The 17,374-nt window shown below is 64.6% G+C and carries 17 protein-coding genes; 13 read left to right on the forward strand and 4 right to left on the reverse strand.

Translation table 11 applies throughout. The annotated features are described in order from the left end of the window. Positions 1-60: 60 nt before the first annotated feature. Complete coding sequence (locus tag X268_RS28880; RefSeq protein ID WP_164937977.1) at positions 61-1,659, forward strand: GMC family oxidoreductase; 1,599 nt, start codon at positions 61-63, stop codon at positions 1,657-1,659. Between the two features lie 56 nt (positions 1,660-1,715). Here the strand turns inward: X268_RS28880 and X268_RS28885 are convergent, their stop codons facing one another. Continuing rightward, positions 1,716-2,477, reverse strand: a complete 762-nt coding sequence (locus tag X268_RS28885; RefSeq protein ID WP_128928083.1) for an SDR family oxidoreductase — start codon at positions 2,475-2,477, stop codon at positions 1,716-1,718. Between the two features lie 108 nt (positions 2,478-2,585). Here X268_RS28885 and X268_RS28890 point away from each other — a divergent pair, with 108 nt between their 5' ends. Together X268_RS28890 and X268_RS28895 are read left to right on the forward strand one after the other, a co-directional pair. Continuing rightward, positions 2,586-3,098 (forward strand): CvpA family protein, encoded by a 513-nt coding sequence (locus tag X268_RS28890; RefSeq protein ID WP_128928084.1) that lies wholly within the window; start codon positions 2,586-2,588, stop codon positions 3,096-3,098. 132 nt (positions 3,099-3,230) lie between these two features. Next, on the forward strand, positions 3,231-4,013 hold the full coding sequence (locus X268_RS28895; RefSeq protein ID WP_128928085.1) for an SDR family oxidoreductase: 783 nt from the start codon (positions 3,231-3,233) through the stop codon (positions 4,011-4,013). Between the two features lie 44 nt (positions 4,014-4,057). On the opposite strand, the gene X268_RS28900 is transcribed toward X268_RS28895, so the two are convergent. Beyond that, positions 4,058-4,534 (reverse strand): DUF3775 domain-containing protein, encoded by a 477-nt coding sequence (locus X268_RS28900; protein ID WP_128928086.1) that lies wholly within the window; start codon positions 4,532-4,534, stop codon positions 4,058-4,060. A 114-nt stretch (positions 4,535-4,648) separates the two neighbouring features. Between X268_RS28900 and X268_RS28905 the strand changes: the two genes are divergently transcribed. The 9 genes from X268_RS28905 (at position 4,649) to X268_RS28945 (ending at position 14,187) form a co-directional block, all read left to right on the forward strand. After that, on the forward strand, positions 4,649-5,497 hold the full coding sequence (locus tag X268_RS28905) for an MBL fold metallo-hydrolase (protein WP_164938199.1): 849 nt from the start codon (positions 4,649-4,651) through the stop codon (positions 5,495-5,497). 84 nt (positions 5,498-5,581) lie between these two features. Further along, positions 5,582-6,424, forward strand: a complete 843-nt coding sequence (locus X268_RS28910) for a fumarylacetoacetate hydrolase family protein (protein ID WP_128928087.1) — start codon at positions 5,582-5,584, stop codon at positions 6,422-6,424. Positions 6,425-6,556: 132 nt separating this feature from the next. Then, entirely contained in the window at positions 6,557-7,168 is a 612-nt protein-coding gene (locus X268_RS28915) for a glutathione S-transferase family protein (RefSeq protein WP_128928088.1), read from the forward strand. 100 nt (positions 7,169-7,268) lie between these two features. Next, positions 7,269-8,138 (forward strand): MBL fold metallo-hydrolase, encoded by an 870-nt coding sequence (locus X268_RS28920; protein ID WP_128928089.1) that lies wholly within the window; start codon positions 7,269-7,271, stop codon positions 8,136-8,138. A gap of 70 nt (positions 8,139-8,208) precedes the next feature. Next, entirely contained in the window at positions 8,209-9,357 is a 1,149-nt protein-coding gene (locus X268_RS28925; RefSeq protein WP_128928090.1) for an alpha/beta hydrolase, read from the forward strand. Positions 9,358-9,424: 67 nt separating this feature from the next. Then, positions 9,425-10,396: an iron exporter MbfA gene (gene mbfA, locus X268_RS28930; RefSeq protein ID WP_128928091.1), complete on the forward strand. Its 972-nt coding sequence runs from the start codon at positions 9,425-9,427 to the stop codon at positions 10,394-10,396. A 253-nt stretch (positions 10,397-10,649) separates the two neighbouring features. Beyond that, positions 10,650-12,122, forward strand: coding sequence for an amidase (locus X268_RS28935; RefSeq protein ID WP_128928092.1), 1,473 nt, complete (start codon positions 10,650-10,652; stop codon positions 12,120-12,122). A gap of 18 nt (positions 12,123-12,140) precedes the next feature. Next, positions 12,141-12,494 (forward strand): nuclear transport factor 2 family protein, encoded by a 354-nt coding sequence (locus tag X268_RS28940; protein WP_128928093.1) that lies wholly within the window; start codon positions 12,141-12,143, stop codon positions 12,492-12,494. 316 nt (positions 12,495-12,810) lie between these two features. Next, complete coding sequence (locus tag X268_RS28945; RefSeq protein ID WP_128928094.1) at positions 12,811-14,187, forward strand: hypothetical protein; 1,377 nt, start codon at positions 12,811-12,813, stop codon at positions 14,185-14,187. 9 nt (positions 14,188-14,196) lie between these two features. On the opposite strand, the gene X268_RS28950 is transcribed toward X268_RS28945, so the two are convergent. Both X268_RS28950 and X268_RS28955 read right to left on the reverse strand, forming a co-directional pair. Then, complete coding sequence (locus tag X268_RS28950) at positions 14,197-15,285, reverse strand: Zn-dependent alcohol dehydrogenase (RefSeq protein WP_128928095.1); 1,089 nt, start codon at positions 15,283-15,285, stop codon at positions 14,197-14,199. 75 nt (positions 15,286-15,360) lie between these two features. Beyond that, positions 15,361-17,145, reverse strand: a complete 1,785-nt coding sequence (locus X268_RS28955; RefSeq protein WP_128928096.1) for an acyl-CoA dehydrogenase family protein — start codon at positions 17,143-17,145, stop codon at positions 15,361-15,363. Between X268_RS28955 and X268_RS28960 the strand changes: the two genes are divergently transcribed. Further along, positions 17,144-17,332, forward strand: coding sequence for a hypothetical protein (locus X268_RS28960; protein ID WP_128928097.1), 189 nt, complete (start codon positions 17,144-17,146; stop codon positions 17,330-17,332). The two genes, X268_RS28955 and X268_RS28960, sit on opposite strands and share 2 nt — an antisense overlap. Positions 17,333-17,374 lie beyond the last annotated feature (42 nt).

The raw sequence follows: 17,374 nt of genomic DNA on the forward strand, positions 1-17,374 counted from the left end.
CCGGGTTCGCGCTGCGCGCGCCCCGGAATGACGAAAAGAAAATACAAGGGGGAAACAGCATTGACCGACACATTCGATTTCGTCGTGGTTGGCGCGGGCTCCGGCGGCTGCACCGTTGCAGGGCGGCTGTCGGAGGATGCGGGGACATCCGTCGCGCTGCTCGATGCCGGCGGACGGAACGACACTTGGCGGATCACCACGCCATTCGGGCTCGCCCTGCCCTACAAGGCGGCCAACTGGGCCTTCGACACCGTACCGCAGAAGGGATTGAACGGCCGCATCGGCTATCAACCGCGCGGCAAGGGCCTCGGCGGCTCCTCGGCGATCAACGCCATGGTCTACATCCGCGGCCACAAATGGGACTACGACCACTGGGCCTCGCTCGGCAATGCCGGCTGGTCGTATGCCGACGTGCTGCCCTATTTCACGCGGTCGGAGAACAACGCCGATTTCGACGGCGAGTATCATGGCAAGGGCGGCCCGCTGCATGTCAACAGGCTGCGCTCGGACAATCCGATCCATGACGTGTTCCAGCAGGCCGCGCGCGAGGCGCAGTTCCGCATCCGCGACGACTTCAATGCCGAGGACCATGAGGGGCTCGGCAGCTACCAGGTGACGCAGCACAATGGCGAGCGCTGGAGCGCGGCGCGCGCCTATCTGGATCCTCACCTGGAGAGGCGCGCCAATCTGCGTGTCGAGACGGCGGCGCAGGCAACGAAGATCCTGTTCGAAGGTGGCCGCGCCGTCGGCGTCGAATATGTGCAGGGCAAGCAGAAAAAGCAGCTTCGCGCTCGTCGCGAGGTGATCCTCGCCTCCGGCGCGTTCCAGTCCCCGCAGCTCCTGATGCTGTCGGGCATCGGCGACGGCACTGCGCTTGCCGCGCATGGCATCGGCGTCGTGCATCATCTGCCGGGTGTCGGGCGCAATCTGCAGGACCATCCTGACTTCGTGTTCGTCTATGCCTCCGACTATCCGCACTTCGTTCACGCGTCGATCAGCCGGCTGCCCTCCCTGCTCCGCGCCATCCAGCGCTACCGCCGCGAGCGACGCGGGCTGATGACCACCAATTTCGCCGAGTGCGGCGGCTTCCTGAAGACACAGCCCCACCTCGACGTGCCGGACATCCAGCTCCACTTCGTCATCGCGATGCTCGACGACCACGGCCGCAAGAAGCACAAGGAGGCGGGCTTCTCCTGCCATGTCTGCCTGCTCAGGCCGAAGAGCCGCGGCAGCGTATGGCTGAAAAGCTCCGATCCGCTCGCAGCGCCGATGATCGACCCGAACTTCCTGGGCGAGGCGGAGGATCTCGAGAGGATGGTCGCGGGCTTCAAGACCACGCGACGGCTGATGGAGACGCCGGCGCTGCGCGCGCTGCAGAAGAAGGACATGTTCACCGCCGACGTGCGAACCGATGACGACATCCGCAGCGTTCTGCGCCAACGCGTCGACACGGTCTATCATCCCGTCGGCACCTGCAAGATGGGGACGGATGCGATGGCCGTGGTCGACCCGGCGCTGAAGGTGCACGGCATAGGGGGATTGCGCGTGGTCGACGCCTCGATCATGCCGACGTTGATCGGCGGCAACACCAACGCGCCGACGATCATGATCGGGGAGAAGGCGGCGGATATGATCCGTGGGGAGATGCGGACGAGTTGAGCGACGGTGTCGCGTCATCCGCTGTCGTCCCCTCGAACGCGGGACGACAGCGGTGGTTAGTTGAGCAGGAACCCGCCATCCACCGTCACCACGCTCCCCGTCATGTAGCGCGACGCGTTTGACGCCAGCAGCAGGATCGCGCCGTCAAGATCGGATTCAGCGCCGACGCGGCGCTGCGGGATGCGCTTGGCGAGGCGCTCGCCTGCGGGCGTCGACCAGAAGGCGTGGTTCATCTCGGTGTCGATGTAGCCGGGCGCGAGCGCATTGACGCGGATGTTCTGCCCGGCGAGTTCCAGCGCCATCGCCTTGGTCGCCTGGATGATGCCGGCCTTGGAGATCGCGTAAGGCGACACCGCCTTCAGCACGCTGGTGCCGAGCACGGAGGCGATGTTGACGATGTTGCCCGGCTGCTTGCGCGCGATCATGCGCCGCGCGACTTCGGTCGCCAGGAAATAGGCACCCTTCAAATTCGCACCGATCACCGCGTCCCAATCGGCCTCGGTCTGCTCGGTCGCGAGCTTCTCGATGGCGATGCCGGCATTGTTGATCAGCACCGTGACCGGACCGAGCGTCGCTTCCACGGCATCCATGGCCCCGGCGATCGAGGCCGTGTCGGTGACGTCGAGCGCGACCGCGGCGGCGCGGCCGCCCTCGCCGCAAATCTCCTCCGCCAGGCTCTTCAGCTTGCCGGTCTGCCGCGCCGCGAGCGCCACGGCCGCGCCATGGGCCGCCAGCACCCGGGCAAACTGCCGCCCCAGGCCCTGGCTTGCGCCGGTGACGAGGATGGTTTCTTTACTGACGTCGAATAGGTCTGACATGCGCGTATCCCTGGATTCTTGGAGCCATCAATACAGACGATTTTATCGATCTGAAACCGGAATGACCGGTCCGGCGTTCATTCGCTCCGTCGAGGCAGGGTTTTGCTCATGAACAGTTTCGATCTCGCCGTCTATGCCGCGCTCGCCATCGCGATCGGCTTCGGTTTCCGGACGGGGCTGCTGCGCAGCGCCATGACCATCCTCGCCTATCTTGTCGCCGCGCCGATTGCGGTTGCGCTGATGCCGCTGATCGTGCCGCAGATTGCAGGCGACCCGAATTCGCCGCTGCTGCAGAACTGGATCTGGTTGTTCGGCATCTTCGTCGTGGTCGGGATGCTGTTCGGACATATCGGCCGCATCGCGCTGAACGACACCATCGGCGAAGCCGGCATCGGCGACCGGCTCGGCGGCGCCGCGCTCGGCGCCATCAGGGTCGGCCTCGTCGCCACCACGCTGGTCCTGGTATTCGACAAGATCGTGCCGGCCAACCGACAGCCGCCGTTTCTCGCCGGCTCGCATCTGCGGCCGCTGTTCTCGACCGTCGGGCAGATGGGCTTCAAATCGCTACCGCCGGAGGCGGCCGCCGCGATCGAGCGTCTCAAGCAGGAGCGGCGCATCTAGAGCTCAGCCGCATTTGCATCGCTAGCGGCGAGGCGCATGCATTTTGGTGCGAGCCGATGCCTTATCAGCGGCGTCGAGGTTGGCTAGAATAGCGGCATCCAAAACCTGCCTGACATTTATGGGAGTGAAACAGTGGATCTTGGGATCAAAGGTCGCCGCGCCATCGTCTGCGCATCCAGCAAGGGCCTCGGCCGTGCCTGCGCCATCGCGCTGGCGGAGGCCGGCGTCGACGTCACGCTGACCGCGCGCGGCGCCGAAGCGCTGAAGAAGACGGCCGACGAGATCCGGAAAGCCTATCCGAGCGTGAAGGTCACCGAGATCGTCGGCGACATCACGACGCCGGCGGGCCGCGAAGCCGTGCTGAAGGCGTGCCCCGAGCCCGACATCCTGATCAACAATGCCGGCGGCCCGCCGCCCGGCGACTTCCGCAACTGGACCCGCGACGACTGGATCAAGGCGATCGACGCCAACATGCTGACCCCGATCGAGCTGATCAAGGCCACCGTGGACGGCATGATGGCGCGCAAGTTCGGCCGCATCGTCAATATCACCTCGGCCGCGGTGAAGGCGCCGATCGACATTCTCGGCCTCTCCAACGGCGCGCGCGCCGGCCTCACCGGCTTCATCGCCGGCCTGTCGCGCAAGACGGTGATCAACAACGTCACCATCAACGGCCTGCTGCCGGGCCCGTTCGAGACCGACCGTCTCACCGGCACCGCCAAGGCCGAGGCCGACAAGCGCGGCGTGACGCCGGAGCAGATCCTGGCCGAGCGCGCCAAGCTCACCCCCGCCGGCCGCTTCGGCCAGCCCGACGAGTTCGGCTATGCCTGCGCCTTCCTGTGCGGCGCCAAGGCCGGCTTCATCACCGGGCAGAACATTCTGCTCGATGGCGGTGCGTTCCCGGGGACGCTGTAACGCATCTCGCTCTCCCCGCTCTTGCGGGGAGGGCGCTCTTCGCCTCACCGCTGCTTGGTCGGCTCGTCCTCGTCCTGCTGGCTCGGGCCGGAGGAATCGGCGGGGGTGCGCTCGTCGGTCCAGTCGATGCCGAATGCGTCGAGCGCGTCCGCGAGCAGGTCGCCCAGCATGGGCTCGCCGAGCAGATAGTGCACGGTTTCACGGCGCGGGCTGCGATACTCGCTCCTCGCCTCCACCGCGCGGGCGCGCAGATCGTCCCAATCGTCGATCGTGCCGTCGCCGCGACCAAGCCAGGTCAGCGCGACGAGATCGATCTGCTCGTCCTCGTTCAAGGCGATCATGAAGCTTCCGAGCTCCTGGACGACAGGATCGGAGCCGCCATCCTCGAGAACGTCGAGCGCATCGTCATCGCTCGGGTTCGAGCCGGAATCCGGATCGGAATCCCCTTCCTTGACGTCGAATTCGCGCGCCTTCTCGATGATGAAGGCGACCTTTTCAGCGGATATTGCAAGCTCTGGCATGGCTCCTCCTCCGGTTCCCGCGATAACGCCGCATCGCGTCAGATGATCCATTGCGCCAAGATGCGGAAAGTGCGCATGTTTCGGCGCCAGAACAAGAACATGGGAAGGTGCCGGATGCAGTGGAAGGTGGGAAGGGTCAAAATCACTCAGGTCGTAGAATTGGAGACGGTCGGCTCGACCCGCTTCATCCTTCCGCTCGCGGGCCACGCCGAGATCCAGAAGCTGCCCTGGTTGATCCCGCATTTCGCCACCGAAGAAGGCCGGCTGAAGATGTCGATCCATTCGCTGGTGGTGGAGACGCCGACGCGCCGGATCGTGGTCGACACCGGGCTCGGCAACGACAAGCAGGGCCGCAACGTGCCGACCTGGAATAATCGCAGCACGCCATTTCTCGAGACGATGATTGCGGCCGGCTTTGCCCCTGACAGCATCGACACCGTGCTGTGCACGCATCTCCATGTCGATCATGTCGGCTGGAATACGAAGCTGGTCGACGGCAAATGGGTGCCCACGTTTCCCAAGGCGCGCTACGTCTTCTGCAAAACCGAATACGAGCATTGGCGCGACCATTCGACGGAGCCGGACAAGGCGGCGGTGTTCGATGATTCCGTCAAGCCGATCGTCGATGCCGGCAGGGCCGAGCTGATCGCGAGCGACCACCGGCTCTGCGAGGAGGTCAGCATGATTCCGACCCCGGGCCACAGCCCCGGCCATATGAGCATCCTGATCCAATCGGACGGCGAGCAGGGCCTGCTCACCGGCGACGTCGCCCATCATCCCTGCCAGATGGCGCATCTCGACTGGTCCTCGACCGCGGATTCCGACCAGGCGCAATCTGCCGCGACGAGGGCGGCGCTGTTCGGCCGCTTTGCCGACACCCCGACGCTCGTGATCGGCGGGCACTTTTCGGCCGGGCATATCAAGCGGGATGGGGACGCGTTCCGGTTTATGGCGCTGGGGTGACCTCTGTTTTCGGCGGTTGAATTTCCCGCCGCCCTGTTCCATGAAGCTGTTAACCGATCGGTCCATTGCTAGGGAGAAACGAGAATGAAGCTTGTTCGTTACGGTGAGAAGGGTGCGGAAAAGCCCGGCCTGATCGACAAATCCGGACAGTTGCGCGACCTGTCCGCGCATGTGAAGGACCTCACGGGCGAGGCTTATTCGCCTGAAAGCCTGAAGAAGCTGGCAAGCCTCGATCCCGCCTCGCTGCCCGCGGTCTCCGGCAAGCCGCGGTTCGGCGCGCCCGTCACCGGCATCTCGAAATTCGTCGCGATCGGCCTCAACTACTCCGACCATGCCAAGGAGACCGGCGCCGACATCCCGAGCGAGCCGATCATTTTCATGAAGGCGAACACCTCGCTGTCCGGCCCGAACGATGCGGTGGAAAAGCCGCGCGGCTCGACCAAGCTCGACTGGGAGGTCGAGATCGCCGCCATCATCGGCACCCGCGCCAAGTACGTCTCGGAAGCCGACGCGCTGAACCATGTCGCCGGCTATTGCGTCTGCAATGACGTCTCCGAGCGCGCCTTCCAGATCGAGCGCCTGGGACAGTGGACCAAGGGCAAATCGCACGACACGTTCGGCCCGCTCGGACCGTGGCTCGCGACCAAGGACGAGATCAAGGACGTGCAGAACCTGTCGATGTGGCTGGACGTCAACGGTCAGCGCCGCCAGACCGGCTCGACCAAGACCATGATCTTCTCCATGGCCAAGTGCATCTCCTATGTCTCGCAGTTCATGACGCTGCTGCCCGGCGACGTCATCACGACCGGCACCCCGCCCGGCGTCGGCCTCGGCATGAAGCCGCCGACCTTCCTCAATGTCGGCGACGTCGTCACGCTCGGCATCGAGGGTCTCGGCGAGCAGCGCCAGGAGATCATCGCGGCGTAGGCGCGATTGCCTCTTCGTCATTCCGGGACGGCGCGTCAGCGCTGGACCCGGGATCTCGAGATTCTCAGGTTCGCAAGTGCGCACCGGGGTTCGATGCTTCGCATCGCCCCGGAATGACAACAAGGATCCAGAATGAAGCTCACCTTCTCCCCCGCCTCGCCCTTTGCCCGCAAGGTGCGGATTGCCGCGATCGAGCTCGGGCTGATCGACAAGATCGAGCTCACGCCGGCAACGGTCGCGCCGGGCACGGCCAACGAGGACTATTCGAAGATCACGCCGCTGAAGAAGCTGCCGGTTCTGATCACCGATGACGGCGACGTGATCCTGGATTCCTATGTCATCGTCGAATATCTCAACGAGATGGCCGGCGGCAGCCTGATTCCGGATTACGGTCCGCGGCGCTGGAAGGCCAAGACCAACCACTCCCTGATCAACGGCATGCTCGATTCCATGCTGCTGTGCCGCTACGAGAAGATGGTGCGGCCGCAGGGCCTGCAATGGCAGGCCTGGTCGGACGACCACTGGAACAGGGCCTGGACCGGCATGGCGCGCTTCGAGAACATGCCCGAGGTTCTGAACGGCCCGTTCGACATCTCGCAAATCGGGCTCGTTTGCGTGCTCGGCTATGCCGACTTCCGCTTCGCCGATTGCGGCTGGCGCAAGGCCTATCCGAAGCTCGATGCCTTCCACCAGAAGATGCTGGAGCGGCCGTCCGTGAAGGTGTCGGTGCCGCCGGCCAGCTAAAGCGCGACAATCGTCGCGCTTTAGCTTGTTGTTTGAGCATGATCTTGTCGGAAAACCGCTGCACACTTTTCCGGATCATGCTGTAATCGCGGGAGTTCCCATGAGCCTGAAATTCTCGGTCGGCGATCTCACCATCCATCGCGTCATCGAGCAGGAGACCTCGTTCGTCCCGGCGCTGGAGATGCTGCCGGGATTGACGGCGGAGGTGCTGGCTGAGAACCGGGCGTGGATGCGTGAAGCCAAGGCGCTGGACGAGCAGGACGTGCTGCTGCTGTGCTTCCAGTCCTACGTGGTGAAGACGCCGCACCACACCATCCTGGTCGACAGCTGCATCGGCAACGACAAGCCCCGGCCCAATCGGCCGAAATGGAACATGAAGACCGACGACACTTACTTGCGTGCTCTGGGTGCCGCCGGTTTCTCGGTTGAGGATATCGACTTCGTGATGTGCACCCATCTGCATGTCGATCATGTCGGCTGGAACACGCGGCTGGAGAATGGCCGCTGGGTGCCGACCTTCCCGAAGGCACGCTACGTCTTCGCCAGGCAGGAATTCGACCATTGGACCGCGCAGAATGCGAAGGCGGAAGTCCCGCCTTTCGCCGACAGCGTGCTGCCGGTGGTCGAGGCTAACAGGCACGAGCTCGTCGGCAACGACCATCAGATCGGCGACCATGTCCGCATCCTGCCGACACCCGGTCACACGCCGGGCCATATCGCCATCACCATGGGGCGCGGCAAGGACGACGCCGTATTCTCGGGCGATCTCATGCACTCGCCCTTGCAGACGCTCTACCCGGAGCTGTCGATCAAGTTCGACGTCGATCCGGCCAGGGCCGCAACGACGCGCCGCGGCTTCCTGGAGCGCTATTGCGACACCGACACGCTGTGCTGCACGGCTCATTTCCCTTCGCCGTCGGTGGGGAAGATCAGGCGCAAGGGCAATGCGTTCGTGTGTGAGTCGGTTTGATGTAACGCGGTTGCATCGCGAACTCCCGTACTCCCCTGGAGGGTGAGAGACACCTACGACGGAGGAAATGATGACATCACTCCCCGACATTCCCCTGCCCGCCGGCATCCGCTCGCGTTATGTCGACGGTATCAACGGCTTGCGGATGCACGTGCTGGAGGCGGGCTTCGAGACCAAGGGTCGGGCCTGCATCCTTCTGCTGCACGGTTTTCCGGAGCTTGCCTTCTCCTGGCGCAAGGTGATGCCCACGCTCGCCGCCGCCGGTTATCACGTGATCGCGCCGGACCAGCGCGGCTATGGCCGCACCACGGGATGGCGTGCGGATTACGACGGCGACCTCGCGCCGTTCTCGCTTCTCAACCTCGTGCGCGATGCGCTCGCTTTGGTGTCGGCGTTCGGCTACAGGCAGGTCGATGTCGTCGGACATGATTTCGGCAGCCCGGTCGCGGCCTGGTGCGCGCTGATAAGACCCGACGTGTTTCGTTCGGTGGCGCTGATGAGCGCGCCGTTCGGCGGAGCGCCGCCACTGCCGTTTGGCACGATCGAAGCGGCGGCCAAGCCTGCGGTCGAGGACCCCGTGCATCGCGAGCTCGCCGCGCTGCCGCGGCCGCGCAAGCACTATCAATGGTACTATTCGACACGCGAAGCCAATGCCGACATGCAGCAGGCGTCACAGGGCGTGCATGATTTCCTGCGTGCCTATTATCACCACAAGAGTGCGGACTGGACCGACAACAAACCGTATCCGCTCAAGTCATGGTCCGCGGCCGAACTTGCAAAGCTGCCGACCTATTACGTGATGGACGCCGGCGAGACCATGGCGGAGACGGTCGCGAAGGAAATGCCCTCGCCCGCCGCGATCGCCGCAAACCGATGGCTGCCGGACAGCGAGCTCGCCTATTACAGCGCCGAATATGGCCGCACCGGTTTCCAGGGCGGGCTGCAATGGTATCGCTATGGCACCTCGGGCATGCTGAACAGCGAGATGCAGCTGTTCTCTGGCCGCAGCATCGACGTGCCCTCCTGCTTCATCTCGGGCAAGCAGGATTGGGGCACTTATCAACGCCCCGGCGTGTTCGAGGCGATGCAGGGGCGCGGCTGCACGAAGATGCTCGGCTGCCACCTCGTCGACGGTGCCGGTCATTGGGTGCAGCAGGAGCAGCCGGCTGAGGTCAGCCGGTTGCTGCTCGACTTTCTCGCAAAGGCCGGCACAGCCTGATTTGACCCGGAAACCGCGGCGCCCTATATCATTTAGAACAATTCTAAACTGATGTGACAGGACCGCCGTGAAGACGTTTGCCGAACTGACCGAGCGCGAGGTGCTGGCTGTCGCGATCTCCTCCGAGGAGGAGGACAGCCGCATCTACATGACCTTCGCGGAGGATCTGAAGGAACGCTACCCGGACTCGGCCAAGCTGTTCGAGCAGATGGCGGAGGAGGAGCGCGGCCATCGCCATATGCTGCTGGAGCTGTACGAGCAGCGCTTCGGCCAGCACTTGCCTCCGATCCGCCGCGAGGACGTCAAGGGCTTTCTGCGCCGCCGCCCGATCTGGCTGACCAAGAACCTGCCGCTCGACACGATCCGCCGGGAAGTCGAGACCATGGAGCTCGAGGCGGAGCGCTTCTATGCGAAGGCTGCCGAGCAGGCCGAGGACGTCAACGTGCGCCGGCTGCTCGGCGACCTCGCCGAGGCCGAGAAAAGCCATGAGCACACCGCCGCCAGGCTGACCGACGAGATCCTGAAGCCCGACGTGCGCGCCGAGGAGGACCGCACGCGCCGGCGGATGTTCGTGCTGCAATATGTGCAGCCGGGCCTCGCCGGCCTGATGGACGGCTCGGTCTCGACGCTGGCGCCACTGTTCGCCGCGGCCTTCGCCACCCACCAGAACTGGCAGACGTTCCTGGTCGGCCTTGCCGCCTCGATCGGCGCGGGCATCAGCATGGGCTTTGCCGAAGCATTGTCCGACGACGGCTCGCTGACGGGGCGCGGCTCGCCCTGGCTGCGCGGCGTCACCTGCGGCGCGATGACGACGCTCGGCGGGCTCGGCCACACCGCGCCCTATCTCGTGCCGGATCGTTGGGCCAACGCGTTCTGGATCGCGACGGCGATCGCCTGCGTCGTGGTGTTCTTCGAATTGTGGGCGATCGCCTTCATCCGCTCGCGCTACATGGACACGCCGTTCCTGCAGGCGGTGTTCCAGATCGTGCTCGGCGGCGCGATCGTGCTCGCGGTGGGGATCCTAATCGGGGCGGCGTAGCTACCCTACCCACGGTGTCATCGCCCGCGAAAGCGGGCGATCCAGTATTCCGGAGACCTGCGTCGGCGAGCCCGCTCTCACCATAATCGCCACGGCGTACTGGATCGCCCGGTCGAGCCGGGCGATGACACAGACTTTATTGGTTGGCGGCCCCGCTGACAGCCAGCAGCACATCAATCGCGATCAAACAATCGTTGCAGCATTCGGCCAAACTGCGCATCATCCTTCGACAACAAGAACAGGAGAAAGCGCCGTGGCCAGGTCGGAATGGAGTTTCAAGAGTGCGGTCGAGCTGTCGGCCGCATTGACCGCGAAGAAGGTCTCCGCGCTCGAGCTCGCGCAGGATGCGATCGATCGCATCGAGCGGCACGACGGCAAGGTCAACGCGATCTGCGTGCGCGATTTTGACCGCGCGCTCGGCGCAGCGCGCGATGCGGACGCCGCCCTGGCGCGCGGCGAGCGCAAGCCCTTGCTCGGCCTGCCGGTCACGGTGAAGGAATCCTACAACGTCGCCGGCCTGCCGACGACCTGGGGCTGGCTCCCGCAGAAGGATTTCAGGCCGGCAGAGGATGCGCTCTCGATCAGCCGGGTGAAGCACGCCGGCGGTGTCATTGTCGGCAAGACCAACGTTCCCGTCGGGTTGGGAGACTGGCAGAGCTACAACGACATCTACGGCACGACGAACAATCCGTACGACCTCGGCCGCACGCCCGGCGGCTCATCGGGCGGCTCGTCGGCAGCGCTTGCGGCCGGCTACGGTCCGCTCTCGCTCGGGTCCGACATTGGCGGTTCGCTGCGCGTGCCGGCGTTCCATTGCGGCGTCTACGCGCACAAGCCGACCTACAATCTCTGCCCCACGCGCGGCCATACGCCGCCGCCATTTCCGGCGATTCCGATGGAACGCGACATGGCGGTGATCGGGCCGATGGCCCGTAGCGCAGCCGATCTCACGCTGCTGCTGGACGTGATGGCCGGCCCCGATCCGCTGGACCTTGGCGTCGGATACAAGCTCGCGCTGCCCGACGCGCGCCACGCCCGGCTAAAGGATTTCCGCCTGCTGGTGATCGACAGCCATCCATTGCTGCCTGCAAATGCCGAGATCCGCGGCGCGATCGAGAAGCTGGCCGGGCAATTGACGAGCCTCGGCGCGAGCGTCGCGCGCGAAAGCCCACTGTTTCCTGACTTCGGCGAAGCCTCGCGCCTCTACATGCGCATGCTGATGGGCTTTCTGGGCGCCTTCTTTGCACCCGACATTCTCGCCGGGGCCCGGGCCGGCGCGGCGCAGCTCTCACCCGACGACAAGAGCCTTGCCGCGGAGCGGCTGCGCGGCATGACCAGCACCCATCAGGCCTGGGTGTTCGACGAGGGCGCGCGCGCCGGGCTGCGCGCGCAGTGGCGGCAATTGTTCAGGACATTCGATGCGGTGATCTGCCCGATCATGCCGACTCCCGCCTATCCGCACGATCATTCACCGGAGCAAGAGAAGCGCCGGATCAATATCGACGGCAAGGACCATGCCTATCCGGACCAGCTTGCCTGGCCCGGCATCGCCACGCTGACGGGCCTGCCGGCCACGGCCGTTCCGCTCGGCCTGTCGAAGGACGGCCTGCCGGTCGGCGTCCAGATCATCGGCCCCTTCCTCGAGGACCGCACGCCGCTCAAGCTCGCCGAGCTGATCGAGCGCGAATTCGGCGGCTTCGTGCCGCCGCCAATGTTCAACGACTAGCGGCGGGGAGCGAGTGTCATGAGTCAGGACCTGGAAGAGCTCACCGCACTCAATCGCGACTACGTCGCCTCCGTGCAGAACTGCGACGTCAAGCGATTCGACGAAATCCTGGCGCCGGAGTTCTACTGCTCCAATCCCGACAAGACGCTGATCGACCGCGCGGCCTTCCTGGAGCAGACGGCGCGGCCGATCGCGATTCGCAATCTGCACGCGCATGACGTCGTCATCCGCATCATGGGCGACTTCGCCATCATCCACGCCGCGACGAGCTACACCACGGCGGACGGACAGCAGGCCACGGGCCGCTATACCGATTGCTGGGCAAAGCAGAACGGCAAGTGGCTCGCAGTGTCGGCGCACGTGTCGCGGTGAGGTTTTTTGCCCCTCCCGCAAACAGCGGGGAGAGGTCGACGCCGGAGCTTAGCGCTGGCGGCGGGCGTCGGATTTTGCCAGGTCATTTCGATGGCCGCCCGTAAAGCAATCGCTAACCAAACAATGTTTTCCCGGACAATGTGCGAGCTGCGCATCCAAGATTTATACAGCTGGCAATTGTTCGCCCGTCAGAACTGCAAGTCGCGAAAGGCCGTCAGGGGCTTCGACCGCGAGGAGGTCACGGCGACGGGCGGCGAAGCTCGGAATGCTTGCGAGCCTGGCGAAGGGTACGCTCAAATCCAGCAAGAGTGATTGCGTGACAAACAAACCAATCGAGATAGGCGCGCTCCGCGAGCCCTCTCATCGCGTCAATCCAGACCAATCGCTCCCCGCCGAGAGATGGCGCATTCCCATCGTCCTCATGCTGGCGTGTGGATTTGCGGGCGTAGCACTCCGTTACCTCGCCCGGGAGCACACCAATGCCGATACATTCCAGTTCCTGATGCCGTGGTATGCCTTTGCCCGGGATCACGGCATCGGTGGGCTGGCCGAGACTTTCACCAACTACTCGCCATTTTACAGCTATCTCCTGCTGATTGCGACCCGCTTCGACGGACTCGCGCAGCCGCTTTCCCTGGTGAAGGCGCTTTCGGCAATCTTCGAGCTCGGCTGCGCGATCGTCGTCGCCCGGATGGTCTGGCGAGCGACGAGGGTGCCATTGCGCGCGTCCGTAGCCTTCTGCGCGATCTGGCTGGCACCGACGGTGCTCTTCAACGGCGCAATGTGGGGGCAGGCCGATGCGATCTGGACCTTCTTTGCCCTGCTGTCGGTGGCGATGTTCATGCGCAACCGAAACGGCGTTCTGCCATTCGCGGTCGCCTGCTCGGTCAAAGCCCAGGGCGTGTTCCTGGGACCGTTCGTGCTCGGCATGATCTTGCGCCGCAAGATTCACCTGGCGTGGCTTGCCGCCATTCCAGGAGTCTACGCGATCATCGCCATTCCGGTCCTCGTTGCAGGCCGATCACTGGTCTCCGTGCTCGGCGTCTATCTCGGCCAGGCCAACATGTATCATCACCTGACCATGAATGCAGCGAACATCTGGGTGTTCGCAGGAGGAACGCCGTACACAACCGGAGTCGCCATTGGCCTCGTGCTCGCGGCAGCGAGCGGGCTTGCCCTCTCGATCTTCATCGCACAGTCCAGGCGGACCGGGCCGGAGTTCATTCTGCTCGTCGCGTGCGCGTCGCTCATTCTGATGCCGTACCTGCTTCCCAAGATGCACGAGCGCTATTTCTATGGGTTCGAACTTGCGAGCATCGCCCTGGCCTGCGTCAACCTGCGCTATCTGCCGTTCGCGGTGATCGCCCAGGTCGACGGCGTGCTATCCTATCTCGCATTCGAGAGCGACATCGTCATGGGCCTGTTGCCGGCGGCGCTCTGCAACACCTTTCTGGCGTTCTACCTCATGCTCGACCTCCGCCAGGGCGAACGTGGATATCGCCTTCCGAGATTGGCCTGGCTTGGCTTCGCCGCGTCGACGGCAGGATTGTTCTCTTATTTGCTGTTCGCCGGCGCCGGCCTGAACATATCGCCTGCCTATATGCTCGCCGCCGGCCTTGCTGCGCTCATGACGCTGCTGCTCGTCAAGGAGTCGCGCTGCGCCTCGAGCGACGGTCCGGTCCCGTCGCATTGACATCATCTGCTAGCTGTCGAACACGATCACGCTGCGCAGCGTCTTGCCGGCCTTCATGTTGGCAAAGCCCTCGTTGATCTCGGACAGCTTCAGCTTGGCCGAGATCCAGTCCTCCAGGTGCAGCCGGCCACGCAGATAGAAATCGACCAGGCGCGGCATGTCGACGCGGAAATGGTTGGAGCCCATCGAGGAGCCCTGGATCCTGCGCTCGCGCAGGAAATCGAAGCCGTGCAGCTCGATCTTCTGGCCGAACGGGATCATGCCGACGATGGTCGCGGTGCCGCCGGAGGCGAGCATGCCGAACGCCTGCTCGGCGGTCTCCTTGCGACCGAGCACCTCGAAGGAATGATGCACGCCGCCATTGGTGAGGTCGCGGACCTGCTTCACCACGTCGCCATCGGCGGGGTTGATGATGTCGGTCGCCCCCCACTTGGTTGCGAGCTGGAGCTTCGCCGGATTGGTGTCGATGGCGATGATGCGGCCGGCGCCCGCGATCTGTGCGCCGTTGATCGCGGCCATGCCGACGCCGCCGCAGCCGATCACCGCCACGGTCTCGCCCGCCGTCACCTTCGCGGTGTTCACCACCGCGCCATAGCCGGTGATGACGCCGCAGCCGATCAGCGCGGCAAGATCGAGCGGCATCTCCTTACGGATTTTGACGATCGCGTTCTCGTGCACCAGCATCTGCTCGGCAAAGGACGAGAGATTGAGGAACTGGTGCAGCTTTTCGGGCTTCGACCACTGCATCCGGTTCGAGGCCCCCGGCAGCATCTTCACCGTGGTGTCGGTGCAGAGCACGGTGCGGCCTGTGGTGCAGTTCTCGCAGGTGCCGCAGAACACCGACAGGCACGTGACGACGTGATCGCCCGGCTTGACGTAAGTGACATCCGAGCCGACCTGTTCGACGATTCCAGCGGATTCGTGCCCGAGCACCGCCGGCAGCGGATGCGGATAGAGGCCTTCCATGAAGTGCAGGTCGGAGTGGCAGAGTCCGGCGACCGCCGTGCGGATCAGGACCTCGCGCGGCCCCGGCTTCGGCAGGCTGATATCCTCGATGACGAGCGGCTTATTGACTTCATAGAGGACGGCGGCCTTCATCGGTGTTTCCTCGTTGTTCTGATTTTCGTTGCGTGCGAACGTCACCTCTCCCTGCGGGAGAGGTGAAGACCGAGCCTATGCTGCCAGAACCAGTTCGCCAACCTCGCTCATGCCGGCTGCGCGATCGCCGAGCAGCAGCGCAGCAATCTTGGCTTGCGCCGGATTTTCCGTGAGCCGGAACGGATCGCTCGGCGATACGCGGTGGTCGCCCACGAGCCGCGACAGCAGCAGCCGACGTGCATCGCCGCGCATCTCATGGATGCGATGCCCTTCCCAGGCGAGCGCGACTGCGCTGGCAACGTGATAGAGCACGCTCGTGGCGCGGCGCGCATCGGCCTCGTTCTCCGACTTGGCCGCGACCTCGCGCGCGAATCCGACGGCGCGATCGGTGAGGCCGCGCAGATGATCGCGCCAGGGCTGCGGCACGGAGGCACTGTCGTCGAGCCGGGCGTGCAGATCGGCCGCGAGCGCGGACTCCGCGCCATGGCGGCCGACCGCGCGGCGGAGCGCATCGATCGCGACGATGTTGCCGGTGCCTTCCCAGACCGAACCGAGATGCGCATCGCGCAACAGACGGGGCGTGGCGAACTCCTCGACATAGCCGATGCCGCCGCGCATCTCGAGCGCATCGCCGCAGACCTTTCGAGCATCACGGGTGGCGCGGAATTTCAACGTGGGCGTGAGGATGCGCAGCAGCGCCGCGGCATCCTGGCTGCCGGCTTCGGCGCGGTCGAGCGCGTCCGCGGTGAGGAAGCTCATCGACAACGCCTGCTCGACCGGCAGCATGATCTTCAGCATCTGGCGGCGACCGAGCGGCAGGGCGATGATGCGGTTGCCGAACACCACGCGGTTGGTCGCCACCGTCATCGCGTCATGATAGGCGCGGCGCATCAGCGCGGTGGATTTGACGCCGTTGGAGAGCCGCGACGAGTTCACCATCTCGGCCATCTGCACGAAGCCGCGGTCGAGCTTGCCGACCGCATAGGCGATCGCACCTTCCAGCTTGATCTCCCCTGACGCCATCGAGCGCGTGCCGAGCTTGTCCTTGAGGCGCACGATCCGGTAGTGATTCTGCGCGCCGTCGTCGAGGAACCGCGGCATCAGGAACAGGCCAACGCCGCGCGTGCCGGGGCCGGCGCCTTCAGGCCGCGCAAGCAGCATCACGACTTTCGCATCGGCGTTCGAGCAGAACCATTTTTCGCCGTAGAGACGCCAATGGTCGCCCTCCTGCACCGCGCGCGTGGTCAGCGTGCCGACGTCAGAGCCGCCCTCCTTCTCTGTCATGAATTGGCCGCCCTGGGTGAGCTTGCTCATGTCGGTCGAGGTCAGGCCATCGAGATATTTCGCCTTCAGTGCCTCGCTGCCGAAATTCGCCAGGAGCTTGGCGCAGCCGTCGGTGACGTTGATCGGGCAGCCCATGCCGAATTCGGTCTGGTTGAACAGGAAGGTGAAGGCGTGCTTGGCGACAACAGGGTATTTGTCCGGCCAGCCCATGATACCCTTGCGGATCGACAGCGCATGGATACCGAACTCGCCGAACGCGGCGTTCTCCAGCTCGCGATAGGCCGGGTGATATTCGATCCATTGCACGTCGCGGCCGAACTTGTCGCGCTGATGCAGCACCGGCGTGTGCCGATCGGCGAGCCGCGCGCACTCGTCGAGACGGCCGCCGGCGAGCTCACCGAGGCGATCGAGATGCGGCTCGATATGGCGGAACAGCTTCTCCGGCAGATGGATGCGGAGCAGATCCGTGAGCGCCGGATCGGCGCGATAGAAATTCATGCCGGTGGTGTCGGGCGCGAGCAGGCCGGATGGCTCGGCCGCGGCGTTCTTCGGCTGTGCTGTGGCCGGCTTGTGCATGATCGTCCTCTATCGTTTCCGCCCTGCGGACATTTGCGCTGATTTGGCGCTTGCCGCGTTGAATGATGTCGATCATGCTCCAGTCAGGAAGCGCGATAAAGCCGCAAATTGTCAGGGAGGCATGATCGCCGTGATGGAGCAATTCGCTCTGCGGAATTTTGATCGCGCCGGCTGGTTGTTCGCGTAGGCGTGCATAGATCAACGGCTCCCTGTTTCCGAGAGACCCGCC

The organism is Bradyrhizobium guangxiense, from assembly GCF_004114915.1.
In the GTDB taxonomy this organism is placed as follows: domain Bacteria; phylum Pseudomonadota; class Alphaproteobacteria; order Rhizobiales; family Xanthobacteraceae; genus Bradyrhizobium; species Bradyrhizobium guangxiense.

Bases quoted from the DNA above. Each gene is read 5' to 3' on its own strand.
- X268_RS28885 (WP_128928083.1), bottom strand. From the start codon at position 2,477: ATGTCAGACCTATTCGACGTCAGTAAAGAAACCATCCTCGTCACCGGC.
- X268_RS28890 (WP_128928084.1), top strand. From the start codon at position 2,586: ATGAACAGTTTCGATCTCGCCGTCTATGCCGCGCTCGCCATCGCGATC.
- X268_RS28900 (WP_128928086.1), bottom strand. From the start codon at position 4,534: ATGCCAGAGCTTGCAATATCCGCTGAAAAGGTCGCCTTCATCATCGAG.
- X268_RS28905 (WP_164938199.1), top strand. From the start codon at position 4,649: ATGCAGTGGAAGGTGGGAAGGGTCAAAATCACTCAGGTCGTAGAATTG.
- X268_RS28910 (WP_128928087.1), top strand. From the start codon at position 5,582: ATGAAGCTTGTTCGTTACGGTGAGAAGGGTGCGGAAAAGCCCGGCCTG.
- X268_RS28915 (WP_128928088.1), top strand. From the start codon at position 6,557: ATGAAGCTCACCTTCTCCCCCGCCTCGCCCTTTGCCCGCAAGGTGCGG.
- X268_RS28920 (WP_128928089.1), top strand. From the start codon at position 7,269: ATGAGCCTGAAATTCTCGGTCGGCGATCTCACCATCCATCGCGTCATC.
- X268_RS28925 (WP_128928090.1), top strand. From the start codon at position 8,209: ATGACATCACTCCCCGACATTCCCCTGCCCGCCGGCATCCGCTCGCGT.
- X268_RS28940 (WP_128928093.1), top strand. From the start codon at position 12,141: ATGAGTCAGGACCTGGAAGAGCTCACCGCACTCAATCGCGACTACGTC.
- X268_RS28950 (WP_128928095.1), bottom strand. From the start codon at position 15,285: ATGAAGGCCGCCGTCCTCTATGAAGTCAATAAGCCGCTCGTCATCGAG.
- X268_RS28960 (WP_128928097.1), top strand. From the start codon at position 17,144: ATGATCGTCCTCTATCGTTTCCGCCCTGCGGACATTTGCGCTGATTTG.
- X268_RS28955 (WP_128928096.1), bottom strand. From the start codon at position 17,145: ATGCACAAGCCGGCCACAGCACAGCCGAAGAACGCCGCGGCCGAGCCA.